The sequence below is a fragment of the Candidatus Pelagibacter sp. PS_28 genome, assembly GCF_059417885.1.
Genome location: NZ_CM182070.1, coordinates 892106 through 916069, shown reverse-complemented (window position 1 = coordinate 916069; position 23964 = coordinate 892106). Strand labels below are relative to the sequence as shown.

Genomic DNA, 23964 nt, shown 5'->3' with positions numbered 1-23964 from the left:
TCATGTTGGGGCTTATTATTTTAGTTGGAATATTTCAATCTTGGAATGTAGCTCTATCAATTTTTAACATGTGTTTAATTTCTGCAGTAATGACTATGGGGGCAAATATTCAATGGGGGTATGCAGGGTTAATCAATTTTGGTCTAATGGGTTATGCGGCATTAGGTGGATTAGCTGCAGTTTTAATTTCTGTTGAACCTGTACAAGAAGCATGGGTTGCGGGAGGTTTTAGTATTCTAATGTCTTTATGGTTAATAGTTGCAATGGTCCTTGCAATACGTTTTGTATTAAAAAATTTTGAAAAATCTAAAATTAGAACTTATGGTATTGCTACAATCATTATTGCTGGAATTATTATTATAAGAGTTACATCAGAGACAAGTATCGAGGCTATTGAAAATGTTAACCCAGCAACAACAGGATTTCTTGGTGGATTAGGATTGCCAATTATGTTTTCTTGGATCATAGGTGCATTTTTTGCAGCAGGTCTAGCATTTATAGTTGGTAAAGTTGCGTTAGGTTTACGTGCAGATTATTTAGCTATTGCCACACTATTAATATCAGAAATAGTTATAGCCATAATCAAGCATGAAGATTGGTTAACAAGAGGCGTTAAAAATGTAATTGGACTAGATCGACCAGTACCTTATGAAATTGAACTGCAAACTAAAGAATGGTTTATAAATTTAGTTACAAAATTTAATTCTGGGAAATTAGATTTAATCTCTAGTATTACCGATAAACAAGCTGCTCTTAATCAATTAGTAATTGAAGGATCATCAGTTTTTGTAAAACTTTGTTATTCAGGTTTATTTTTAATTGTTGTTATAGTCCTGTTAATAGTAACTCAAAAAGCCCTCTACTCTCCATGGGGAAGAATGATGCGTGCTATAAGAGACAATGAAGAAGCTGCTAATGCAATGGGAAAAAATGTCGTCAAGCAACATTTATTAATCTTTATTTTAGGCTCAGCTATAGTTGGAATTGCTGGCGCTATGTTAGTTACTCAAGATGGTTTATTTACTCCAGGTAGTTACCAACCTATGAGATATACTTTTTTAATCTGGGTTATGGTTATTGTTGGAGGAAGTGGGAATAATTTTGGAGCAATTTTAGGAGGTTTTGCAGTCTGGTTTCTATGGATCGAGGCAGCGCCAATTGCATTATTCTTAATTAATCTATTTACAGCAGGTTTAGCAGATACACATTCATTAAAAATTCATTTAACTGAAAGCGTTCCATACTTTAGATATTTAATGATGGGGATGGGGCTTCTGCTGATCATGAGGTATAGACCTAAAGGTATACTTCCTGAAAAAATCGAAATAAAATAAAGATATTATGAAATATATTATACTCGGAGCTGCAATAGCTTGGGCTATGTACATTGGTGATAAATATTTTTTTTAATGAATAAAAATTTATGGTTGCTGATTTTAAGCCAAATTTTTGCTTTTACAGCAGCACCTGTAACAGTTTTCTTAAGTGGAATAATTGGCTCTCAATTTAGTCCAGTAAAATCTTTATCAACTTTACCGATGGCTTTATCAATTGTGGGTATTGCAATTTTTGCAATCTTTGCAGCAAAGGTTATGAGCATAATTGGTCGAAGAGCAGGCTTTATGTTTGCTTCTGTAGTGAGTTCCTTATCATCTGTTCTAGCGGCTTACTCAATAATTATTGAAAGTTTTATCCTTTTTAATTTTTCATGTTTTTTACTTGGTGCAGGAGTAGCCTTTAGTCATCAATATCGTTTTGCAGCAGTTGAGACTGTTAAAAAGGATATGGCACCAAAAGCTATTTCAATAATATTATTAGCAGGAATAGGTTCAGCGTTTATAGGACCAAATGTTGCTAATATAACAAAAGGTTTTATAGCCGAACATTTATATGCCGGATCTTATATTGCGCTTGCTGCTTTAACTCTTACTTCAACAATTTTTCTATTATTTTATGAAGATGGACATAAACCCAATCATGTTAACAAGAAAATTAAACGTAGTTATTTGGAGTTAATTTCTCAACCAAGGTTTTTGCAGGCTTTAGTAGCATCTGCATTTGCTTATGCAGTGATGTCATTTTTAATGACAGCCACACCAATAAGTATGCATGTAATGGAAAAAATAAGCTTAACTAAAACAGGTTTTGTAATTCAACTTCATATCGCAGCTATGTTTTTACCTTCATTGATAACAGGTAATTTGATAAAAAAATTTGGACACAGTAAAATAATGTATGCTGGTGTCTTTTTATTTTTAATAACTATTTTGACTAGTTTATTTGAGCAAAATTTTATTAATTATTTAATTGCATTAATATTTTTAGGATTTGGTTGGAACTTTTTATTTATATCTGGAACAAGTTTACTAGTTTTATCTTATAGAGAGGATGAAAAATTTAAGGCACAAGGCTTTAATGATTTAATTGTTTATTCTATTCAGGCAGTAGCAAGCTTATCGGCTGGATTTTTTTTAACCTTAACAAGTTGGAAAACAATGAATTTAGTTTGTATAATATATTTAGTAATAATTGTTTTATCAACATTAAGAGCAGACTTTAAAGAAAGAAAATAGAGTGGATTTTTTATCTAATCTTCAACTGAGTTTAATTGAAATCTATTTTATAATATTTACCGTATTTATTGCATCTATTATAAGAGGTTTTAATGGCTTTGGCTTTTCTGCAACATGTATTTCTGGCTTTTCTTTTATTCTTCCAGCAATAGAGATAGTCCCAATTATTCTAATACTTGAAGTTATTATTAGTATTTTTATGGTTCCATATATATGGAACAAAATAGACTGGAATTTTGTTTTAAAATTATTGATAGGAATACTCATTGGGTCACCTATTGGGCTTTATTTATTAAAATATTTATCTTCAGATATAACGCACCTGTCAGTTTGCACATTAGTTATATTTTTTTCATTTTTATTAATGAAAGGATATGAGAATAAAAAAATTAATAATAATTATGGAAAGCTTATTACTGGAATAGTCTCTGGAACATTAAATGGATTAACCACATTAGGTGGAATGCCTGTGGCACTTTTTTTATTAGTTACAAGTATTCAACCAGCAGTAATTAGAGGTTCATTAGCAGCCTTATTCTTTTTAACAGATATTTATGCATTTACTCTTAGTTTTTTTGCAGGAATTGTAGATCTGACAACTATTTATAGAACTATTCCACTGATTATTATTTTACCAATAGGTGTTTATATTGGTGATAAATTTTTCGTTAAAAGCAAAGAGGAAACTTATAGAAAAGTTGTTTTTTATTTTCTTATATTAATTTCGATATTTGGTCTTTTTAGGATTTTTAGTAATTTTTAAATAAAAAAAACCCCCAGCAATTTTCACTGCTGAGGGTTTTAAAACTAAGATTTTAATTATCTTTGCTTTTTATTTTTGAATTTTCCGCCTTTGATTTCTTTTTCTAGGAAAGAACCTTCGGCTTCACCTACGTTAGTAAAAGTAACACCAGTTGCACCTTCGTAGTCAACTTTTTTACCTTTAGCTAGTAAGTCTAAACCTTTTTTAAGTTCACCTGGGTAAATCTTAGTACCAGGGGCATTAGCAACGTCCATTACATTTTTTGCTATAGAAGCTCTATCTGCTGATCCACCTGCTTGCATCGCAAGAACGATTAAAGCTGCTGCATCATAAGATTCACCAGTGTATGGTCCAGAAGAATCAATTCCTGCTGCTTTAGCAACAGAGGCAAAAGTACCTGCTGTTTTTTTATTCATTGAACCAGGTATTGAGCCAAAAGATTTATTTAAATCTTTTCCAAAAGCTTCAGTTAACGAGTCACCGATCATACCATCAGATAAAATAAATTTATCAAATGCGCCAGAGTCTAAAGAACCTTGAATAATTCCTTTTCCTCCTTGGTCTAGGTAACCAATTACTGCTACGGCATCACCACCTGCTGAAGCTAAAGTTGCTACTTCAGATGAGTAATCTGCTTTACCATCTTCGTGTGCAGATACAGTTGTTACTTTAATACCATGAGCTTTTACAGCCGCTTCATAAACATCAGCCAAACCTTTTCCATAGTCATTGTTAGTGTAAGTAATTGCTACACTTTTGATTTTTCTGTCTTTAGTAATATCAGCTAAAATCTGACCACCTCTAGCATCAGATGGGGCTGTTCTAAAAAAGAAGCCTTTATCATCTAAAGCTGTAAGTCCTGGAGAAGTTGCTGAAGGTGAAATCATTACTACACCATTTGGTACAGCTACATTAGATGCGATAGCACCAGTTACACCTGAACAGTCAGCACCCATAATTGCTGCAACACCTTGTGCAATAACACCTTCTGCTGCTGCTGTTGCTGCTGCTGAATCAACACAAGTTGAATCTGCTCTTACTACTGAAATAGTTTCTCCACCTAATAGTGAACCTGAATCAGAAGCTTCTTTAAATGCAAGCTCTGCAGATGCAGCCATAGCTGGTGTTAGAGATTCAATAGGACCAGTAAATCCTAAAATGATCCCCATTTTAACTTCTGCGAATGTATTCGTTGTAAAAGTAGAAACGAATATAAATGCAGCAATAAATAGTTTTTTCATTATTTTCCTCTTTGATTGTTAACAATTTATAAAAATCAAATTAAAGACTATTTAAATGAATTTTCAATAGAAGAATTATCTAATTTTTTGAAGCCTATATACAGAAAATATTATAATTAAACCGCCAATTACACTAAGTAGTGTTGGAATTTCTCCGAATATAAAGAACGTTAGGATTAAGCCAAATACAGGAAATAAAGAATAAAAGGGCATAATTTTCTTTACTGAATAAAATTTATATAAATAAAATAATGAGGTGTGTGCAATTACAGAAACCATCACCCCATTATGGAGTAATAAAAGCCAAGTATAAAAATCAATATTTAGTAATTGATAAACTGTGTTTCCCTCAAAAAAAATGGAAAAAAGAAAAAGCAGTATAAAACCAGTAAAGCCCATAACTGTGTTTGTTAATTTCACATCTATGTCTTTAATATATCTAGAAAACACATTCGCCACACCATAGAAAAAAGCAGAAATTGCACAAAGAAAAATTGCAAAAATTTCACTTTTTAAATTTGGATCATAACCAATTAAAAAAATTCCAAAAAAAGAAATAAATATTAATCCCCACATTTTAGGAGTTACTTTTTCACCTAAAAACAAAGAGCTTGCAAGAACTGCAAAAGGTATTGCCAGTTGAGCTCCAATAATTATAGGAGCAACCATAGTTGCTTTTTGTAGAGATAAATTTAAAAAAATAAAAACACCAAAGCCCATTGATAAAGAAAAACCTACTAAAGGTAGATAGTATTTTTTGTTTGGGATTTTAAATTTACAAAAAGGAACAAGGCAAACAAAAAGTATAAACATTCTCAATGAGGCTGCCAATACAGGAGTGAGGGATGTATTTAATGCAAGTTTATTAATTGGATAAGAACTTCCAAAAAGAAACATGATGAATAAAACTAAAAAATAATGTCTGATAGTCAAAAAATTAACCCATTGTAAATGGATCAGTCATTGGTTTATCCGATGAATTTAACCATGTGGTTTTTATTCTTGTGTATTCCTTAATTGACTCAATTCCTGCTTCTTTTCCATATCCACTATCTTTAATTCCTCCAAACGGAGCCATGGGTGAAATTAACCTGTAGGTATTTACAAAAGTAATTCCAGCTCTAATTGCTTTTGATACTCTCAAACCTCTTCCAAAGTTAGAGGTATAAACTCCAGAAGATAAGCCATATTTATTATCATTCATTAATTTAATCACATCCTCTTCTGATTCAAATTTCATAACAGATAAAACTGGACCAAATAATTCATTTTCTGCTGTAGGCAAATTATGATTTTCACACTCAATAATTGTAGCTGGAAAATAATAAGCTTTACTAGATATATTAGACCTTTTTCCACCGCATCTAATTTTTCCACCTTGCTCAACTGTTGCTTTGATATTTTTTTCTATATTTTCTAGTTGTTTATAGCTATTTAAAGGTCCCATTTGAGTTTCTTTATCCATAGGAGCTCCTAATTTTATTTTTTCTGCTTTGGCTATTAGCTTATTTAAAAAGTCATCATAAATTTTAGATTGTATGTAAAGTCGTGATCCTGCAATACAGCTTTGACCGCTTGCACCAAAGATACCAGCAGTAATTCCATTTAGTGCGTTCTCTTGCTCGGCATCATCGAATACGACAACAGGACTTTTTCCCCCAAGTTCTAAGCTTACTTGAGATAAATTTTCTGCAGAATTTTTAACAATATGTTTTGCAGTTTCAGGACCACCTGTAAAAGCAATTCTTTCTACAAGGTCATGTGTAGTTAGAGCTTTGCCACACGGCTCACCTAGACCAGTAATTATATTTACAACCCCTTTGGGTATACCTGATTTTTCAACTAGTTTTGCAAACTCTAATAATGTTACAGGCGCTAGTTCAGAAGCTTTTATTACAACTGTATTACCCATTGCTAATGCGGGTGCTAGTTTTACTGCAGTTAATAACATTTGGGAGTTCCAAGGAATTATTGCAGCAACAACACCAATAGGTATTCTAGTAGTTGTTACTTGCATGTCTGGTTTATCAATTGGGACAACTGTTCCTTCAACTTTATCGGCTAGTCCTGCAAAATAATCATAATATTCAGCAATATAGTTAGCTTGTGTTTTTGTTTCTCTAAAAATTTTTCCTGTATCAATTGTTTCTATTGTACCAAGATGTTCAGCATTTTGTCTTAATTGATCTGCAAGAGATCTTAAGTATTTAGCTCTTTCTCTTGGGTGTAAATTTGACCAAGATTGTTCAAAAGCATTTTGTGCGGCCTTAACTGCTTTATCTACGTCCTTTTCGTTAGCTTCAGGGACAGTTGCCCAAACTTCGTTGTTTTCTGGATTTACAGTTTCTATTGTTTTTTCAGACTCTGAATTAACCCACAGTCCATTTATATACATTTTAAAGTTTTGAATTTTTGTCATTTATTTATTAATAAAATTTTTAAGATTGATATTAACATCATCTGCGCACTCTATACTACAAAGATGTTTTCCATTATTTATCTCAATAAAACTTGAGTTTATTAAATCATTAGATAAGGATTTTGACATCTCGACAGTAGATCCTGAGTCATTTGAACCTGTCATCACAAGGGTCCTAGTTTTAATATTTTTAATTATATCTTTATTATCCTCATGATAAGCAAATAACTTGTAAGCTTTTAAAAAGTTTAAATGATTTTTTTTATTTTTTGTCAAAATTTTTATAAATTGATTATAAGTTTCTGGATGGTCATTTAAGTATTGATCAGTAAACCATCTTTTTAGGGCTTGTTTTGAAATAGGTTTGTTTAATTTAGCCTGTTCAAATCTTTCTATAACTAAGGACCTTTGTTCTGAAGTTCTTTTATATGTTGTACCCATTACAACAAGGCTGTTTAGCTTGTCTTGAAATTTAGAGGCAAAATTTAGTGCAATTAAAGAGCCTAAAGAAAAACCGACAAGATTAATCTTATCCACTTTTAAATATTCTAATATCGATTTTAGTTGATTTGAAAAATCATCTAATGTTACATCTTCTTTATTAAGAATAGTTTTTCCATGCCCCAATAAATCATATGTAATTATTGAATATTCTTTAAAAGCTTCAATTTGGGGTTCCCACATCCGCTGATCAAGTCCAACTCCATGAATAAAAACTACAGGAATTGTATCTTTATCATTAAATAAATAATAATTTTGATTGGGATCAAAATTTTGAAACATTAATTTATTTGGGATCTATTCCCATTTCTTTCATGTCTTGATAACGATCACCCGTTCTAGCATGAGCTCTACCTGTGGAGGCTCCACCAATTGCTATAACAATTTCATCATCAAAAGGAGCATCATGAATTGTGAATTCATGAGTTAAATAATAAGGCCTTAGACCTGAATCTGTTTTATGCATCATTGGAATAGACATTTTTGATCCAGCTGGACCTCTGGTATTGGTAAAACTCAAATAAGATGTCCCCCCAACAGCATCTCTAAATTTATTACCAAATCTTAATGTATGAATAAATGAGGATGCATGCTCAATTTCACCATCAAGCCCGACCGTACCAGCTTTTCCATATGCTAAAATTTTTTCAGGTGAGCCAATCTCTTTTATAAGCTCTGGAACTAAAATATCACCTAACTTAGGTGCTAAATCTAAAATGATTGGTTTAAGATCATCAACAAAACCTTTTCCACTCCATGGATTTTTAAATACAGCAGCAACAGAAACCATTAAAACTGGTTCTTTAGCTTCTTTACCGCCTTCAATAAAAGTCTTATCTACAAATTTTGTAAACTTTCTAAGCTCTAATTTCATTAACTTGCCTTTTCTATACTTGAATTGTCTAAATTAATCTTTGGTATAACCTCATCATTAAACAACTTTATACTTCTCATGCAAGCTTCATGATCTATTCCAGGAAAATTAGACCAAACTTGAAGGTTTTGTAAATTTAATTCAGACTTTAATTCATTTATTTTATTAACAACATACTCCGGTGTTCCAAATAATAAATTTCTTTTATGTAGAAAGTCATAATTAAGCAAATCTAATTTGTGATTTGTTTCTGGCAATTCTTCTCCTGGATCCATATGATTACCCAAACCTCTCCAATGACAAACCCACTTCATGTAATTAATAATATGTTCGCCAGCTAATTTTTCAGCTTCTTCCATAGTTTCTGCAACAAACATATCTCTAACTAAAGATATACCTTCTCCAAGCGGTACTTCTCTATTTTCAGTTTTTGATTTTGCATCTCTATAAATTTCAAATCTAGTTTTTAAAGCTTTTACAGTTGGTATCCACATTATGGTGTTCAATCCATTTTGCGCTGCCCATTCAATTGATCTTGCACCATCAACAACCTGCCATATAGGTGGATGAGGTAGTTGTTTTGGTTTTGGTACTATACTAATTTTTTTTATTTCATTAGTTTTTGTATCAAGAAATTCTTCACTAGGTGGACTCATGTCATGTTGCCAATTAAATCCAGGTGTAGGGTAGTTATAAAATTCACCTTGGTGACTAAAAAATTTTTCAGTCCATGCTTTTTTCATTATGGTTAATGACTCATCAAACAATCTAAAATTTTTTGCCTGATCTTTTAAATCAGCCTCTTTGTTCATGTTGATAGCTTCTCTTCCATATATTCCTCTACCAATACCAACATCAACTCTTCCACCTGACAACTGGTCTAGTAAAGCAATGTCTTCTGCAAGACGGATAGGGTTATGAAATGTAATTACATTGCAAGCTTGACCAATTCTAATTTGTTTAGTTCTTGCGGCTGCATCCACACCCATCATTAAAGGATTTGTACAAGATTCCATTCCTTCATGATTAAAGTGATGTTCGGTATACCAAATAGAGTCCCAATTATTTTCATCACAGTAAGTAGTGATTTCTTGGGTTTCATTTAATAATTGATCGTATGGTTTATGGTTCCAGTTAGTAGTGTTACAAAAATATCCAAATTTCATTCAAACCCCCTTAAATAGTTAAATTTAAAGACGACTGATCCCACTTTCGTATTCTTTAGTGTTTAAACTTTAGTAACGACGAGTTATGTACGCTTTTTTGAAACTTTATTTTAACTAGACTCTTTATTCAATATATATTTAATCCAAATATTACAGATAATTTATGAAATTAAACAAGGTTGAGCCAAAATACATTTCAAAATCGAACCCAAGAATTGGTCTTATAACGCTGGGTAGTGATTTTAGAATTGAAAAGGATTTTAATAACGTGATCTATGGAAGAGATATAGATCTCTATGTTAACCGGATTCATTGTTATAACCCTCTAACCAATGAAACATTAGCTAAAATGGCTGATGACATTACCGATGTTACGAAAGATATTTTACCAGATCAAAAAATAGATTGTGTTGCATATGGTTGTACGTCAGGGACAGTTGCTGCTGGGTATGATGTGATAAAAGATAAAGTAAATTTAGCTAAGCCTGAAGCAAAAGTGACAACTCCTATAACTTCTGCAATTAAAGCTTTAAATGTAATGGGTATTAATAAAATCTCTATCTTTACACCTTATACAAAGACAATAAACGACTCTGTAGTTAGTTACTTTGAAAAAGAAAACGTATGCGTTAATTCTTTAACTTATTTTGATATTGCATCTGATTTAGATATTGGAAAAGTTGATGAAGACTATTTATTTGAAGTTTTATCCAAAATAGATCTAGAAGATAGTGATGCATTATTTGTGTCTTGCACTGCATTGCCAGTCTTATCAATAATAGATCAACTTGAAAAAAAATTGAACAAGATAGTTTTATCAAGTAATCAAACATTAATTTGGGACACTTTAAACTTAATTGGAAATAAAGATCCAGTTGTTGGGTTTGGAAAAATTTTTGAAGTTAATTAGAAATATTGTTTAAAAGTTTCATTAATCGATAAGACACCATAATCATTTAATCCACCAATAATTAACTGAAGTGCTACTATTAAAATAAAACCAAGCCCTACATAGGCTATCCATAAGTTTTTTTGAATATAATTAGCTAAATAAGTAGCTAATGCTCCAGTCAATACCACAGATAAAACAAGACCAAATATCATGAAGCCAAAATGACCTTTTGCAGCACCAACTACCCCAATAACGTTATCAAAACTTATTGTAATATCTGCAAATAAAACTTTATAAATACTTTTTACAAATGAAGGTTCTGTTGATTTTTTTACTGGTGATTTAATCTTATTCTTCATTTCAACTAAATCTTTTCTTAAATCATTAACAATCCAAATTAGAAGTAGTCCGCCTAAAATTTTAATATAATAAAATTCAAATAAGTAAGTAGCAAAAAGAGCAAAAATAATTTTAAAAACTAAAGCTCCAGCAACACCCCAGAGAATTATTTGCTTTCTATTTTTTGGTACAAAGTTAGCAGCAATTAATCCAATAATAATAGCATTATCAGCTGCTAAGATGATATCTATAAATATGATTTGAGTTAAAATTATGAATTCTTCGATCAAGATTTTTTTATAATATTAAATAATTATTTTAATTCAATGTTTTAATATTTAGACTTCTTTGATCCGTCGATAATTTCTTTTAGTTCCTCATATTCTTCACAATTACAAGATTTTAAAACTTCTAACCTTTCTTTAGCCATATCTATTCGGTTTGTAACTACATAAAGCTCACCAAGGTACTCATTTATTCCATTATGATTAGGTTCAATTTCTAGGCCTTGTAAGTAAAATTTTTCACCTCCTTCAAAATCTCCAAGTTTTCTAGTAGTAAAACCTAAATAATTTAAAGTATCTGCCTGCAGTGGTTTTTCATCATTAGATTTTAAAAGAAGCTTTTGTGCTTTAGCATATCTTTCTTGTGCTTTGTCAGTTTTTCCTTTTTTTTCATATTTCTTAGCTGAGTTAATCAAATTTTTTGCTTTTGTGTAGTCTGAAGCTTTAGGAGTAGAATCGCTATCACTGCTACTTCCTGCTGCAAATGAATTATTAGTGAGAGCTATAATTATTAGTAAAGTATAAATAAGTTTTTTCATATTTTAATTAAATTTATCCATTTTATTTAAAGGTTTTAGTTCTAAGCCATTATCAACTAAATTATCTCTGATAGATTTTGCAGTTGCCAATGAGCTTGCATTATCACCATGTATACAAACCGAGTCAATCTCACAAGGTATCTGTTTACCACTGAGACAATTTATTGCCTGATTTTTAACCATGCTCAATACATGGTTTTTTGCTAATTCAGGGTCAGTGATTAAAGCGTTTGGTTTACTTCTAAAAATTAAATTTCCATTATCTTCATAATTTCTATCTGCAAAAATTTCACAAGCTATTTTCAAACCATTTTTCTTAGCAGCAACTTCCATTTGCGAACCCGTTGGTACCAGATAAATAATATCCTTATTAAGCTCTTTTATTGCCACTGCTAGAGTTGTAGCTAATTCCAGGTCTTCACAAGCCATGTTATTAAGAGCCCCATGGGGTTTAATATGAGTAACATTTTCATTATATTTTTGAGCAATTTTTTGTAATATTTCATATTGGTCAAAAATTAGTTTTTTTATTTCTAAGGAGCTTAAATTCATTCTTTTTCTTCCAAAGTTTTCAGGATCTTTAAATGATGGATGGGCACCCAAACTAACACCATTTTTTTTTGAAATTTGAATAACCATCTCCATTGTTTGTTCATCACCTGCATGGTAACCACATGCAATGTTGGCAGAATTTACAATATTGAGTAATTCTGGATCATTCTCGATAGAATGAAACTTAGATTTTTCTCCTAAATCACAATTGATATTAATTTCCATACTCTTTACTCTCTAGTATAACATGGCATGGTTAAAAATATATCAAATCTTGGTGATGCAGCAGTATATTGTGATTTTGGCTCAGAAGTTAATGAAAAAATAAATGGAAATGTCATAGATTATTTTCACCATATATCAAAATTAATAAAAGATAAAAAAATTGAAGGAATAATTAATTTAACACCCTCTTATAATAAATTAATCATTAATTTTGATTTATCTATAACCAACTATAAAAAAATTAAAAATTTTATAGAAGGTTTAACTATTAGTAGAGATATTAAAGATAATAATCAAAAAATTAGAATACCAGTTTGTTGTGATGATGAGTATGGACTAGATTTTTTGAGGCTAACTAAAAAATTGAATATAGATAAAGATAAAATATTAGAACTATATTTTGGTAAAGAATATTTTTGCTACATGACAGGATTTATTGCTGGTATGCCTTTTCTAGGAGATATTAATAAAGGTATCAGATGCGATAGATTGGAAACGCCAAGAGTAAAAGTTCCAAAAGGCTCTGTTGCCATAACCGAACAATTTACAAATATTTACACTTTTGAAAGCCCTGGTGGCTGGAATATTATCGGCAACACGCCAAAAAAGGTTTTTGATAAATCAAATTTATTAGATCCAACCTTAATTAAACCAGGCAATAAAGTGATCTTTTATCAAATTTCTAAGGAGGAGTATCTAGACTGGAATGAGTAGTTCATATTTTGAAATTATAAGATCAGGAGTTAACACAACGATTCAGGATAGAGGAAGAAATCACATGTATTATGTGGGTATTACTGTAAGTGGGGCAATTGATCAAAGAAATTATAAGCTAAGCAATAAGTTAGTTGGTAATAATTTAGATGAAGCTGTTATTGAATTTGCTTATCAGGGTCCACTTCTAAAATTAAAAAATGGGAAAATTAATCTTAGTGTTACTGGGGATGTGCTTTTCAAGATAATTAGAAAAAATTCAAACATTGAAAATGGTGTTTGTTATAAAAACTATATTTTAGAAGACGAAGATCAAATTGATTTAATATCAACAAAAAATACTGCTTATGGATATTTATCAATTAGTGGGGGTTTAGAATTGAACAAAACTTGGAATAGTTATTCTATAAATACCAAGGCGAATGTTGGTCCAAATAATGGAAAAAAATATTCTATAAAAGATAAAATTTTTATAAAAAATTATGATTTTAAAAAAATTGAAGAAATAGAAATTGATTATAAAGAAGTTCCAGATAATATAATTAGAGTTATTAAAGGTACCAATTTTGATTATTTTTCAAAAGAGGCACAAAATAATTTTTTTAACAAAGAATTTTCAGTTACAAAATTAACAGATAGAATGGGTATTAGACTAAGTGGTCCTAAGTTAGAAAACATTGTTAGCTCTAATATAAAATCTGAAGGTCTTGTAAAAGGAGTAATACAAGTACCTGCTGATGGAAACCCTATTGTAATGTTGTCTGATCACGGAACTATAGGTGGATATCCCAAAATAGGTGTTGTTATTTCAGCAGACTTAGATCGAGTAGGTCAATTAACACCAGGCACTATTATAAATTTTAAGGAAGTAAGTCTTGAAGAAGCTCAGAATATATTTAAAGCATACACAGAAGATACAAATAAATATTTAAATGAATGTAATTAATAAAATTCCAGGTCCTATATTAGTTTTTATGGGAGCTTGCTGCTTAAGTTTTGGAGGCTTGATTGTTAAATCATTTGAAGGATCAACCTTATGGCAAATATTATTTTGGAGATCTTTATTTTTTTCGCTTACAGTCTTACTTTTTTTAATAATTACTTATAAAAAAAAATTATTTAAAGCGTTTTACGATTCGGGTTTACCAGGACTTATTGGTGGAGTTATTTTATCATTTGGTTTTTGTGGGTACGTCTTTGCGATGTATAATACAACTGTTGCCAATACTAATTTTATTATTTCGACACAAATACTCTTTTTAGCAATATTTGGTTATTTCTTTTTAAAAGAAACAATTTCATCTATTACCTTAGCTTCAATTATTTTAGCAATTACGGGTGTCCTATTAATGGTAGGTAATTCTTTATCACCGGGAGAGATGTCTGGAAACTTAGCGGCTTTTAGCATGCCAATTACATTTGCAGTCTTAATTATAATTGTTAGAAAATTTCCTACAGTTGACATGGTGCCAGCTCAATTTATAGCTGGTGTGAGTTCATGCTTTATTGGATTTTTATTATCTGAGAAGCTTATGATTTCTTCACATGATATATTTTTAGGTTTTACAGCAGGTTTTTTCCAAGTAGGATTTGGTTTTATATTTATAACTATGGGTGCACGTAGTACACCATCTGCAATGGTTGGTATAATCATGTTATCCGAATCTGTGTTGGGGCCAATGTGGGCCTTTTTATTTGCAGCTGAACGACCTTCTTTATTTACTTTAATCGGAGGAGGAGTAATTCTTTTTGCTGTATTATTGCAATTTTACTCACTACTTTTTTCAAATAAAAAAGAAAAAATTATTAATTGACTCTGTTACATATCTGGTAGATTATTCTTATATACGGGAGAGACTACAAACAATCGTAGCGCCGAAGGAGCAACCACCCAGGAATCTCTCAGGCAAAAGGACCGTAACATATTAACTCTGGAAAGAGATTAAGTTCTCGCCGACGGAATAAAACTCTCAGGCAAACATACAGATGGGTACAGTAAGTTAATATGGATATTTTAAAAACCGCACTTTACAGTTTACATCAAAAGCATGGAGCTAAGTTTGTTCCATTTGCTGGGTATCAAATGCCAATTCAATATTCTAAAGGAATTATTGAGGAACACAAAAGTACAAGAGAAAATGCAGGTATTTTTGATGTGTCCCATATGGGTCAGTTATTCATTAAAGGAGATGATAAGTTGGCAAAAGATCTTGAAAAAATTTTTCCAGCTGAATTGAGTAAGGCTAAATTAAATCAATCCAAATATAGTTTTTTAATGAATGATGAAGCAGGAATTTATGATGATTTAATTATCACAAAAGTTGAAGGTGGTTTTAACATTGTATTAAATGCTGCTTGTAAGAATACAGATTTTAAACTTTTAACTAAATTGTTAGAAGATAAGTATGAAATGATTTTAAGTGAAGAGCTATCGCTTATAGCAATTCAAGGTCCTAAAGCAGTCCAAATACTAGAAAAGATAATCAATGGAGTATCAGATCTAAAATTTATGAATGGTGATACGTTTAATTATCTTAAAGAAGATGTTTATATCACAAGATCAGGGTATACCGGTGAAGATGGATTTGAGATATCGATCAAAAATGAGAACGCAGAAGTGTTTGTGCAAAAACTCATAGATGAAGGGGCTAATTTAATTGGATTAGGTGCCAGAGATACCTTGAGACTGGAGGCGGGACTTTGTTTGTATGGTCATGACATGGATATTAATAAAAGCCCAGTAGAAGCAAATTTAAAATGGGCGATATCAAAAAATAGAATTCTTGAGGGTGGATTTATTGGATGCGAAAAAATTAAATCTCAAATAGAGAAAGGAGTAAGTAAAATCCGCGTAGGTATTAAGCCAGAAGGAAGAATTATAGCCCGTGAAAAAACTTCAATATTTAGTGAGGATGATAAAAATATTGGAGAAATTACAAGTGGAACTTTTGGACCGAGTGTTCAGGCCCCAGTTGCAATGGGTTATGTAGAAAATTCATTTTCTAAAATTGATACTAAGGTTTTTTTAGAAGTGAGAGGAAAAAAATATCCGGCAATTATAAGTAATTTGCCATTTTATAAAAAAAGTTATGTGAAAGGAGCTAGTAAATGAGTGAAGTAAAATATTCTAAAGAACACGAGTGGATAAAGTTAGATGGAGACACTGCTGTTGTAGGAATTACACAACATGCAACCGAAATGCTAGGAGATATTGTTTTCGTAGAGTTACCAGAAATAGGATCTTCAGTAGTTAAAGATGGCAATGCTGGAGTTGTAGAGTCTACAAAGGCTGCAAGTGATATTTATACTCCTGTATCTGGAGAAATTATCGAAAATAACCAAGCCATTGTTGACGATCCTGCAAAAGTTAATTCTGATCCAGAAAATGAAGCATGGTTTTTTAAATTAAAAATTACTGATAAGTCTGAAATGGATTCATTAATGAATAAAGAAGAATACGAAAAATTTTCAAAAGAAAGTGGTAGTTAAATGTTAAAGAATGCTCAAAAAGATTTTATACAAAGACATATAGGTCCATCTATTGATGAACAAAATGTTATGCTTAAAGAGTTGGGATACCAAAATCTTGATGATTTAATAAAAGATACTGTACCAGAAAAAATTCTTCTTAAAGATGATTTAGATATTGGTGATCCAAATTCTGAATATAAAGCACTTAGAAAATTAAAAGATATTTCTAAAAAAAATAAGATTTATTCTAGCTTTATAGGAATGGGTTATTATGGAACTTATACTCCCTATGTAATACTTAGAAATATTTTAGAAAATCCAGGATGGTATACTTCTTATACCCCTTATCAGCCAGAAGTAGCACAAGGAAGATTGGAAATGTTATTAAATTTTCAACAAATGATAATTGACTTTACTGGAATGGATATCGCTAATGCCTCTCTTTTAGATGAAGGAACAGCTGCAGCGGAAGCTATGGGATTGAGTTATAGAATATCCAAGTCTGAATCTAAAAAAGTTTTTGTTTCAAAAAATTGTCATCCTCAAACAATTGATGTTATTAAAACAAGAGCTGAACCTTTAGGCCTAGAAATAATAGTTGGTGACGAAGATAAAGATATTAAAGAAGATATTATATGTGGTATCATTCAATATCCAGGAACTCTTGGAGATATTAAAGACCCAAGTGAGGCTATTAGTAAAATACATAAATTTAATGGAAAAGCAGTTTTAGCATGTGATTTGTTAGCACTTGCTAAACTAAAAACACCTGCTGAGTTAGGTGCCGATATTGCTGTCGGTAGCTCACAACGTTTCGGAATTCCAATGGGTTATGGTGGTCCCCATGCAGCATTTTTTGCTACAAAAGATGAATATAAAAGATCAATGCCAGGCAGAATAGTAGGTGTGTCAGTAGATAGACATGGGAAAAAAGCATATAGACTTGCCCTTCAAACAAGAGAGCAACATATAAGAAGAGACAAAGCTACAAGTAATATTTGTACTGCACAGGCACTTTTAGCAATAGTTTCTGCAGCTTATGCTGTCTATCATGGTCCACAAGGAATTAAAAAAATTGCAGAAAGTGTCTCTCAATTAACTAAAAATTTTGCAGATAAACTAAAGCAATCTGGTTATGAACTTTATTCAAATGAATTTTTTGATACGGTAACAATAAAAACTCTAGATAAAACAGAGAAGATATACAAAAATGCGTTAGATCAAGGAGTAAACATCAGAAAAGTGAATTCTGAAATGTTAGCAGTATCTTTTGATGAGAGAAAAAATCTTTTTAGAGCAAATCAGTTACTAAAAATCTTTAATTGTTCAGAAACAATTAAAGAGTCTATGAATGAAAGTTTATCTAATATTCCAAAAAACCTATTAAGAACTTCAACTTATTTAGATCATCCAGTTTTTAATAGTTATCATTCAGAAACAGAAATGCTTAGATATTTAAAAAAATTAGAAGACTCTGACATTGCTTTAAATAAATCTATGATTGCCTTAGGCTCGTGCACTATGAAACTTAATGCAGTTGCAGAAATGATACCAGTTACCTGGAAAGAATTTTCACAGCCACATCCTTTTTCTCCTGTAGAGCAAATGGATGGTTATAGAGAATTATTTACAGATTTGAAAAACTGGCTGAGATCAATTACTGGATTTTCTGGAGTTTCATTGCAACCAAATGCTGGTGCTCAAGGAGAGTTTGCTGGTCTAATGGTAATACGTAAATTTCATGAAAAAAATGGTGAAACAAATCGTAATGTTTGTTTAATTCCAAGTTCAGCGCATGGCACAAACCCGGCTAGTGCTCAAATGGTTGGTATGAAAGTAGTTGTTGTTAAATGTGATCAATATGGAAACGTAGACTATGAAGATTTAAAAAATAAAGCTGAAGAACATTCAGAAAATTTAGCTGCCCTTATGGTCACTTACCCATCAACACATGGTGTATTTGAAGAAAAAATAACTGACATATGTGAGTTAATTCATAATCATGGCGGACAAGTTTACATGGATGGAGCTAACTTAAATGCATTAGTAGGTATTGCAAAACCAGGAAATTTTGGACCAGATGTTTGTCATATAAATTTGCATAAAACATTTTGTATACCTCATGGTGGTGGTGGACCTGGTATGGGACCAATAGCCTGTAAAAAACATTTAGAAATATTTTTGCCAAAACATTCTGTGATAAAAGATTGTGGTCCAGTGACTGGAATGGGAGCGGTATCTGCAGCTCCTTGGGGTAGCTCAAGTATCTTATCGATTTCATGGATGTATATAAAGATGATGGGTTCTGAAGGCCTAAGAAAAGCATCACAAGTTGCAATACTAAATGCAAATTATATTGCCCATAAATTAAAAGACTCTTTTCCAATTTTATATAAGGGTAAAAGTGGCAATGTAGCTCATGAATGTATCATTGATATTAGAACGATAAAAAGTGAAACAGGGATCACCGAAGAAGATATTGCAAAGCGATTGATTGATTTTGGCTATCATGCTCCAACAATGTCTTGGCCTGTTGCTGGTACAATGATGATTGAACCTACAGAAAGCGAAAGTTTGAGTGAAATTGATAAGTTTTGTTCTACTCTTATAAAGATAAAACAAGAAATAGATAAAATTCAGTCTGGTGAATATGACAAGACTGACAACCCATTAAAGAATGCGCCACATACTCACGTTGAATTAACATCCAATAAGTGGGATCATAAGTATGAAAGAGAAGAGGCCGCTTATCCTTCAGAGTTTTTAAGAACAAATAAATATTGGCCTCCAGTTGGTAGAGTAGATAATGTTTATGGAGATAAAAACTTGTTTTGCACATGTCCATCTATGGAAGAGTACGAAGACACAGCAGCTTAAATATTTACTACGATGAAAATTGCTGTAGTAGGTGCTGGTATATCAGGATTAAGTGCTGCTTATTACCTATCTAAAAAACATAAAGTTGATTTATTTGAAAAAGAAAATCAATTTGGGGGTCACGCAAATACAATAAAGGTTGCTTACAACCCTAACAAAGAAATTCCAATAGATATTGGATTTATGGTTTTTAATAAGCAAACATATCCAAATTTAATTAATTTTTTTTTAGAAAATAAAATAGAGATTGAAAAAAGTGATATGTCATTTTCTGTTACTGTAGAAAATAGTGGATTAGAATATTGTGGAAAAGGATTAGGTGGAATTTTTTCTAATAAAAAAAATTTATTTAATCCAAAATTCTTAAAAATGTTTTTTGAAATTTTAAGCTTTTATAAAAACTGTGAAAAAATAGAAATTAAAAAAATTAGCTCAATAACATTAGGGGAGTATTTAACAGAAATAAAAATTTCAGAATATTTTATTAATTATCATATTATACCAATGGTATCTGCTATATGGTCGATGCCTCCATATGAAGCGAAACAAATGCCATTATCTTTTTTTCTAAGCTTTTTCAAGAATCATGGACTGTTTAAAATTAAAGATAGACCTCAATGGTTTACGGTTACAAATCGAAGCAAAACTTATGTCGATAAGATAATAGGCCAAGTTAGTGGAGAACATTTTAAGAATTACAATATAAATAAAATCACTAGAAATGATTTAGGTGCTAAAATTTTTTATGGGGAGGAAAATGAGTTCTTTGAATATGATAAAGTTGTAATAGCAACCCATGCAGATGAAGCATTAAAGATAATTGATAATCCAACACTAGACGAAAAGTCAATATTAAGAAAATTTAAATATAGAGCAAACACTGCAGTAATACATTTTGATGAAAGTATTATGCCTAAAAATAAAAAAGCATGGTGTGCTTGGAATTCTTCAATGGACTCAAATAATAATGAAAAGACAGCTGTAACATATTGGATAAATCAATTACAAAATTTAAAGATAGATAGAAATATTTTTTTAACAATTAATCCATTTAAAGAAATTCCAAATGATAAGATATTTAAAAAAGTAGCATTTACTCACCCTTATTACGATACAGAAGCATTAACCAATCAAAGTAACCTGCATAAAATTCAAAATAAAAAACATATTTTATTTTGTGGTAGTTATTTTGGTTATGGTTTTCACGAGGATGGAATAAAATCTTCTATTGATATGCTAAAAACACTTAATGATTAAAAATTCTTATATTTATACAGGAAATGTAATTCATAAAAGATTTAAGCCCAAAATTCATAGTTTTAATTACAATGTATTTTCACTTCTTATAGATTTATCGGAAATAGATTTACTACACAAAACTTTAAAAATATTTTCATACAATAAACTAAATATTATTAGTTTCTTTGATAAAGACCATGGAGCAAGAGATGGCAGCTCTCTTAAGGAATGGGTTTTAGATAATCTTAGAAAAAATAATATTGAAACTAACGATGTTCATATTAAGCTTTTATGTTACCCAAGAATATTTGGATATGTATTTAATCCATTAAGTGTTTTTTATGTCTACGACAAAAATTTTGATCTAATATCTATTTTATATGAAGTAAAAAACACATTTGGCGAGCAACATGTTTATGTTTTTAAAACTAAAAAAGACCAAAATCTGATTCAACATATGTGTAAGAAGAAATTTCATGTATCTCCATTTATAGAAATGAATTGCATTTATTTTTTTAGACTATTGAAACCTGGTAATAAAATATCTGTAATAATTGATCTGAATGATCCAGTTGGCAAAGTATTATATGCTTCACAAGATGGTATTAAAAGTGAATTGACCAATAAAAACCTATTTAAATCTTATTTAAAACATCCATTAATGACATTCAAAATCATTATAGCGATACATTATGAGGCATTTAAATTATGGACAAAAGGAATTAAATTTATAAAAAAAAAATTAAATATTAAAAATAATATTACTATTGAAAACTAATGTTAATTTACAAAATTTCAGATTTGATTGTGTTTAGTGCATTAAAAAATATTAAGCATGGTTTTCTTGAAATTAAAAAAGTAAATGGTGAAGTTTTAAAGTTTGGCAACCCTGATGAAAATTTAAAAGTTTTTTTAGAAATTAAAGATGAAAGTCTCAATTATAATTTGATTAAAAGTGGAAGTATTGGTTTAGGAGAATCTTATATGAAAGATCTTTTTATAACAAATAATCTTTCTGATTTGATTGAGTTAACAGCAAAGAATATAAAAACTATTTATAAATTTTCTGGAATCTTCGATTTGCCTTTTATCAATTTTATTAAAAATAAAATTATAAAAAATACTAAAAATAGAAGTAAAGAAAATATTGCCAAACATTATGATTTAGGAAATGATTTTTTTTCATTATGGCTTGATAAAACTTTAACCTATTCCAGTGCTATATTTGAAAGCCCCAAACAAGAACTTTTTGAAGCTCAGAACAATAAATATCAAAAACTAATTGATCTTATAAGACCCTCAAGTGGTAATAAAATTTTAGAAATTGGTTGTGGTTGGGGTGGTTTTGCTGAGTATTTAGGTACTAATTATGATGTTAAATTAGATTGTATTACTATTTCCAAAAAACAATATGAATTTGCTAAAGAGAGAATTCATCGATGTGGACTTAACGAAAAAGTTAATATTGAAATAAAAGATTACAGAGATTTAAAGGGGAAATATGATCATATTGCATCTATAGAAATGATAGAAGCCGTAGGTCAAAATTATTTAGATAGTTATTTTAATACGATTAAAAATAATTTAACACCATCAGGTACAGTGGGTATTCAAGCCATAACTATCGATGATAGTTTATTTAATAGATATAAAAATAAAAAAGATTTTATACAAGAGTATATCTTTCCTGGTGGCTTTTTACCTTCTAAAAGCGAATTACAAAATTATGTTGATACTAATGGTTTAAAATTTGGTGAGTATAATTCATATGCCAATCATTACTCCGAGACTTTGATTATTTGGAGAGAAATATTTAATAAAAAATGGGACTTAATTAAAAAACAAGGCTTTGATTTAAAATTTAAAAAAATGTGGGAATTTTACCTTTCATATTGTGAAGCTGGTTTTAAATCAAAAAACATAGACTTAATTCAATTTTCACTACAAAATAAATAACTATAGGAGCTACATGATAAACTTAAAGATAATTAGATTAACAGTATTAATATTTGCTTTATTCTTTACAGCAAGTTGTATAAACAGTAATTCTATGAAGCCAACAGATTTCAAAAATACAGAACCAACTATGACTATAGAGCAATATTTTAATGGTCCGGTTAAAGCATGGGGTCTACTACAAGACCGTAGTGGTAAAGTTACTAGACAGTTTAAAGCTGATATGACAGGTAGTTTTGAGGGAGATATTTTAACTCTTAAAGAAGATTTTTATTGGACAGACGGAGAAAAACAAAATCGTATATGGAAAATCAAAAAGATTGATCAAAATTACTATGAAGGTACTGCACCTGATGTCGTGGGTACAGCTAAAGGTTATCAATATGGATCAGCTTTTAAATTTGAGTACGATTTAATGGTCCCATTCAAAGGAAAGAATATTAAAGTTTCTTTTGATGATTGGATTTTTAAACAGGATGAAGATGTTGCAATTAATCGAGCTACACTTACAAAGTTTGGATTTAAAGTTGGTGAATTGACAGTTTTCTTTAAAAAAAATTAATAATCAATCTTCTTCATACCTCTAGCAACTAGTTTAAAATATAAACTACTAGGTAGCATTTGAAGGAATTTTAAAAAATAGGTAAAGGCTTTGGGGAAATGTATTTCAAAACTTTTTTTGATTACTAATCCTTTATAAATTTCATCTGCAGCAAATTCTGGAGTTTTGATCATGGGCATTGGAAAATCATTTTGATCAGTCATAGGCGTTTTTATGAAACCAGGGCTGATTAACGAAACACGCACATTCTTCATTCTCATATCAAAGTTTAAGCTTTCAGCAAAGCTGGTAAGTGCTGATTTTGAAGCACAATATGCACCAGCTGCAGGCAATCCTCTATAGCCCGCAACAGAAGAAATTATAGATATTTGGCCATTTTTTTTCTCAGAAAAATAATCATAGATTGAATTAATTGAATTCATGGTTCCAAAATAATTAACTTCCATTATTTCTCTTATCTTGTCTAAATTAAATTTTTTCTCGGATTTTGGATCATGCATGCCAGTACCGAACACACAGATATCAATATTATTAAATTGTTTGATTATGTCTTTTGCGACTAATTTACATGCATCGACTTCAGTAACATCCAGGGGAAAAGGAAATATATTTTGATTAATTTTTTTAAGTTCATTTAATAAATTTTCTCGTCTTGCAGATGCAGCAACCATCCACCCATTTTCTGCAAATTTGATTGCAAGAGCCTTACCAATTCCACTACTTGCACCTGTTATCCAAATAACTTTTTTATCTTCCATATTCTATTGTATAATAGAA

24 protein-coding genes and 1 riboswitch are annotated in these 23964 nt (G+C 30.5%); of the genes, 14 read left to right on the top strand and 10 right to left on the bottom strand.

Translation table 11 applies throughout. The features are described from left to right. Positions 1 to 2 precede the first annotated feature (2 nt). The 3 genes from AC5SMR_RS04995 (at position 3) to AC5SMR_RS04985 (ending at position 3336) form a co-directional block, all read left to right on the top strand. Positions 3 to 1334, top strand: coding sequence for a branched-chain amino acid ABC transporter permease (locus AC5SMR_RS04995; protein WP_494577403.1), 1332 nt, complete (start codon positions 3 to 5; stop codon positions 1332 to 1334). Positions 1335 to 1409: 75 nt separating this feature from the next. Continuing rightward, positions 1410 to 2573 carry an MFS transporter gene (locus AC5SMR_RS04990; RefSeq protein WP_494576457.1) on the top strand — a complete coding sequence of 388 codons (1164 nt, stop codon included), beginning with the start codon at positions 1410 to 1412 and terminating at the stop codon, positions 2571 to 2573. 1 nt (position 2574) lies between these two features. Beyond that, positions 2575 to 3336, top strand: a complete 762-nt coding sequence (locus tag AC5SMR_RS04985; RefSeq protein ID WP_494576455.1) for a sulfite exporter TauE/SafE family protein — start codon at positions 2575 to 2577, stop codon at positions 3334 to 3336. A 56-nt stretch (positions 3337 to 3392) separates the two neighbouring features. Here AC5SMR_RS04985 and AC5SMR_RS04980 read toward each other — a convergent pair whose 3' ends face one another. The 6 genes from AC5SMR_RS04980 to AC5SMR_RS04955 all read right to left on the bottom strand — a co-directional run bounded on the left by AC5SMR_RS04980 (position 3393) and on the right by AC5SMR_RS04955 (position 9537). Continuing rightward, positions 3393 to 4577: an ABC transporter substrate-binding protein gene (locus AC5SMR_RS04980; RefSeq protein WP_006997938.1), complete on the bottom strand. Its 1185-nt coding sequence runs from the start codon at positions 4575 to 4577 to the stop codon at positions 3393 to 3395. A 75-nt stretch (positions 4578 to 4652) separates the two neighbouring features. Next, the gene (locus AC5SMR_RS04975) at positions 4653 to 5510 is read right to left on the bottom strand and encodes a DMT family transporter (protein WP_494576453.1); all 858 of its coding nucleotides are present in this window, start codon (positions 5508 to 5510) and stop codon (positions 4653 to 4655) included. Between the two features lie 4 nt (positions 5511 to 5514). After that, a complete protein-coding gene (locus AC5SMR_RS04970; RefSeq protein WP_494576451.1) occupies positions 5515 to 6996 on the bottom strand; it encodes an aldehyde dehydrogenase in 1482 nt (493 codons plus the stop codon). Further along, positions 6997 to 7779, bottom strand: coding sequence for an alpha/beta fold hydrolase (locus tag AC5SMR_RS04965; RefSeq protein ID WP_494576449.1), 783 nt, complete (start codon positions 7777 to 7779; stop codon positions 6997 to 6999). Between the two features lie 4 nt (positions 7780 to 7783). Next, a complete protein-coding gene (locus AC5SMR_RS04960; protein WP_494576447.1) occupies positions 7784 to 8371 on the bottom strand; it encodes an amino acid synthesis family protein in 588 nt (195 codons plus the stop codon). After that, a complete protein-coding gene (locus AC5SMR_RS04955; RefSeq protein WP_494576445.1) occupies positions 8371 to 9537 on the bottom strand; it encodes an LLM class flavin-dependent oxidoreductase in 1167 nt (388 codons plus the stop codon). Before AC5SMR_RS04955 ends, AC5SMR_RS04960 begins: the two co-directional genes overlap by 1 nt. Before the next feature lie 163 nt (positions 9538 to 9700). Between AC5SMR_RS04955 and AC5SMR_RS04950 the strand changes: the two genes are divergently transcribed. Beyond that, positions 9701 to 10447 carry a maleate cis-trans isomerase family protein gene (locus tag AC5SMR_RS04950; RefSeq protein WP_494576443.1) on the top strand — a complete coding sequence of 249 codons (747 nt, stop codon included), beginning with the start codon at positions 9701 to 9703 and terminating at the stop codon, positions 10445 to 10447. On the opposite strand, the gene AC5SMR_RS04945 is transcribed toward AC5SMR_RS04950, so the two are convergent. From AC5SMR_RS04945 to AC5SMR_RS04935, 3 genes are read right to left on the bottom strand one after another with little or no spacing between them, the layout of a single operon-like run. Next, positions 10444 to 11058 (bottom strand): YjbE family putative metal transport protein, encoded by a 615-nt coding sequence (locus AC5SMR_RS04945; RefSeq protein ID WP_006997251.1) that lies wholly within the window; start codon positions 11056 to 11058, stop codon positions 10444 to 10446. The genes AC5SMR_RS04950 and AC5SMR_RS04945 overlap by 4 nt on opposite strands. A 41-nt stretch (positions 11059 to 11099) precedes the next feature. Beyond that, the gene (locus AC5SMR_RS04940) at positions 11100 to 11591 is read right to left on the bottom strand and encodes a tetratricopeptide repeat protein (RefSeq protein WP_494576441.1); all 492 of its coding nucleotides are present in this window, start codon (positions 11589 to 11591) and stop codon (positions 11100 to 11102) included. A 3-nt stretch (positions 11592 to 11594) separates the two neighbouring features. Then, a complete protein-coding gene (locus AC5SMR_RS04935; protein WP_494576439.1) occupies positions 11595 to 12368 on the bottom strand; it encodes a 5-oxoprolinase subunit PxpA in 774 nt (257 codons plus the stop codon). Positions 12369 to 12395: 27 nt separating this feature from the next. Here AC5SMR_RS04935 and AC5SMR_RS04930 point away from each other — a divergent pair, with 27 nt between their 5' ends. The 10 genes from AC5SMR_RS04930 (at position 12396) to AC5SMR_RS04885 (ending at position 23187) form a co-directional block, all read left to right on the top strand. Continuing rightward, positions 12396 to 13082 carry a 5-oxoprolinase subunit B family protein gene (locus tag AC5SMR_RS04930; RefSeq protein WP_494576437.1) on the top strand — a complete coding sequence of 229 codons (687 nt, stop codon included), beginning with the start codon at positions 12396 to 12398 and terminating at the stop codon, positions 13080 to 13082. Then, on the top strand, positions 13075 to 14028 hold the full coding sequence (locus AC5SMR_RS04925; protein WP_494576435.1) for a 5-oxoprolinase subunit C family protein: 954 nt from the start codon (positions 13075 to 13077) through the stop codon (positions 14026 to 14028). The genes AC5SMR_RS04930 and AC5SMR_RS04925 overlap by 8 nt, the downstream gene beginning before the upstream one ends. Next, on the top strand, positions 14015 to 14896 hold the full coding sequence (locus AC5SMR_RS04920) for a DMT family transporter (protein ID WP_494576433.1): 882 nt from the start codon (positions 14015 to 14017) through the stop codon (positions 14894 to 14896). The genes AC5SMR_RS04925 and AC5SMR_RS04920 overlap by 14 nt, the downstream gene beginning before the upstream one ends. A 24-nt stretch (positions 14897 to 14920) precedes the next feature. Next, positions 14921 to 15010: riboswitch (glycine riboswitch) on the top strand. 77 nt (positions 15011 to 15087) lie between these two features. After that, positions 15088 to 16194, top strand: coding sequence for a glycine cleavage system aminomethyltransferase GcvT (gcvT, locus tag AC5SMR_RS04915; protein WP_027306688.1), 1107 nt, complete (start codon positions 15088 to 15090; stop codon positions 16192 to 16194). Beyond that, positions 16191 to 16571 (top strand): glycine cleavage system protein GcvH, encoded by a 381-nt coding sequence (gene gcvH / locus AC5SMR_RS04910; RefSeq protein ID WP_006997244.1) that lies wholly within the window; start codon positions 16191 to 16193, stop codon positions 16569 to 16571. The genes gcvT and gcvH overlap by 4 nt, the downstream gene beginning before the upstream one ends. Next, positions 16572 to 19430 carry an aminomethyl-transferring glycine dehydrogenase gene (gene gcvP, locus AC5SMR_RS04905; RefSeq protein WP_494576431.1) on the top strand — a complete coding sequence of 953 codons (2859 nt, stop codon included), beginning with the start codon at positions 16572 to 16574 and terminating at the stop codon, positions 19428 to 19430. Positions 19431 to 19442: 12 nt separating this feature from the next. Next, on the top strand, positions 19443 to 20687 hold the full coding sequence (locus AC5SMR_RS04900; protein WP_494576429.1) for an NAD(P)/FAD-dependent oxidoreductase: 1245 nt from the start codon (positions 19443 to 19445) through the stop codon (positions 20685 to 20687). After that, entirely contained in the window at positions 20680 to 21447 is a 768-nt protein-coding gene (locus AC5SMR_RS04895; RefSeq protein WP_494576427.1) for a DUF1365 domain-containing protein, read from the top strand. Before AC5SMR_RS04900 ends, AC5SMR_RS04895 begins: the two co-directional genes overlap by 8 nt. Continuing rightward, positions 21447 to 22625, top strand: a complete 1179-nt coding sequence (locus AC5SMR_RS04890) for a class I SAM-dependent methyltransferase (protein ID WP_494576425.1) — start codon at positions 21447 to 21449, stop codon at positions 22623 to 22625. Before AC5SMR_RS04895 ends, AC5SMR_RS04890 begins: the two co-directional genes overlap by 1 nt. Positions 22626 to 22638: 13 nt before the next feature. After that, complete coding sequence (locus tag AC5SMR_RS04885; protein ID WP_494576423.1) at positions 22639 to 23187, top strand: DUF3833 domain-containing protein; 549 nt, start codon at positions 22639 to 22641, stop codon at positions 23185 to 23187. Here AC5SMR_RS04885 and AC5SMR_RS04880 read toward each other — a convergent pair. After that, positions 23184 to 23945 (bottom strand): SDR family NAD(P)-dependent oxidoreductase, encoded by a 762-nt coding sequence (locus tag AC5SMR_RS04880; protein WP_011281858.1) that lies wholly within the window; start codon positions 23943 to 23945, stop codon positions 23184 to 23186. The two genes, AC5SMR_RS04885 and AC5SMR_RS04880, sit on opposite strands and share 4 nt — an antisense overlap. Positions 23946 to 23964: the final 19 nt, after the last annotated feature.

What these genes read in the sequence shown, in the direction of transcription:
- AC5SMR_RS04965 (WP_494576449.1), bottom strand. Translation starts at nt 7,779, where the DNA reads ATGTTTCAAAATTTTGATCCCAATCAAAATTATTATTTATTTAATGAT.
- AC5SMR_RS04995 (WP_494577403.1), top strand. Translation starts at nt 3, where the DNA reads ATGTTGGGGCTTATTATTTTAGTTGGAATATTTCAATCTTGGAATGTA.
- AC5SMR_RS04935 (WP_494576439.1), bottom strand. Translation starts at nt 12,368, where the DNA reads ATGGAAATTAATATCAATTGTGATTTAGGAGAAAAATCTAAGTTTCAT.
- AC5SMR_RS04895 (WP_494576427.1), top strand. Translation starts at nt 20,680, where the DNA reads ATGATTAAAAATTCTTATATTTATACAGGAAATGTAATTCATAAAAGA.
- gcvH (WP_006997244.1), top strand. Translation starts at nt 16,191, where the DNA reads ATGAGTGAAGTAAAATATTCTAAAGAACACGAGTGGATAAAGTTAGAT.
- AC5SMR_RS04970 (WP_494576451.1), bottom strand. Translation starts at nt 6,996, where the DNA reads ATGACAAAAATTCAAAACTTTAAAATGTATATAAATGGACTGTGGGTT.
- AC5SMR_RS04980 (WP_006997938.1), bottom strand. Translation starts at nt 4,577, where the DNA reads ATGAAAAAACTATTTATTGCTGCATTTATATTCGTTTCTACTTTTACA.
- AC5SMR_RS04960 (WP_494576447.1), bottom strand. Translation starts at nt 8,371, where the DNA reads ATGAAATTAGAGCTTAGAAAGTTTACAAAATTTGTAGATAAGACTTTT.
- AC5SMR_RS04990 (WP_494576457.1), top strand. Translation starts at nt 1,410, where the DNA reads ATGAATAAAAATTTATGGTTGCTGATTTTAAGCCAAATTTTTGCTTTT.
- AC5SMR_RS04955 (WP_494576445.1), bottom strand. Translation starts at nt 9,537, where the DNA reads ATGAAATTTGGATATTTTTGTAACACTACTAACTGGAACCATAAACCA.
- AC5SMR_RS04925 (WP_494576435.1), top strand. Translation starts at nt 13,075, where the DNA reads ATGAGTAGTTCATATTTTGAAATTATAAGATCAGGAGTTAACACAACG.
- gcvP (WP_494576431.1), top strand. Translation starts at nt 16,572, where the DNA reads ATGTTAAAGAATGCTCAAAAAGATTTTATACAAAGACATATAGGTCCA.
- gcvT (WP_027306688.1), top strand. Translation starts at nt 15,088, where the DNA reads ATGGATATTTTAAAAACCGCACTTTACAGTTTACATCAAAAGCATGGA.
- AC5SMR_RS04885 (WP_494576423.1), top strand. Translation starts at nt 22,639, where the DNA reads ATGATAAACTTAAAGATAATTAGATTAACAGTATTAATATTTGCTTTA.
- AC5SMR_RS04880 (WP_011281858.1), bottom strand. Translation starts at nt 23,945, where the DNA reads ATGGAAGATAAAAAAGTTATTTGGATAACAGGTGCAAGTAGTGGAATT.
- AC5SMR_RS04920 (WP_494576433.1), top strand. Translation starts at nt 14,015, where the DNA reads ATGAATGTAATTAATAAAATTCCAGGTCCTATATTAGTTTTTATGGGA.
- AC5SMR_RS04950 (WP_494576443.1), top strand. Translation starts at nt 9,701, where the DNA reads ATGAAATTAAACAAGGTTGAGCCAAAATACATTTCAAAATCGAACCCA.
- AC5SMR_RS04930 (WP_494576437.1), top strand. Translation starts at nt 12,396, where the DNA reads ATGGTTAAAAATATATCAAATCTTGGTGATGCAGCAGTATATTGTGAT.
- AC5SMR_RS04890 (WP_494576425.1), top strand. Translation starts at nt 21,447, where the DNA reads ATGTTAATTTACAAAATTTCAGATTTGATTGTGTTTAGTGCATTAAAA.
- AC5SMR_RS04940 (WP_494576441.1), bottom strand. Translation starts at nt 11,591, where the DNA reads ATGAAAAAACTTATTTATACTTTACTAATAATTATAGCTCTCACTAAT.
- AC5SMR_RS04900 (WP_494576429.1), top strand. Translation starts at nt 19,443, where the DNA reads ATGAAAATTGCTGTAGTAGGTGCTGGTATATCAGGATTAAGTGCTGCT.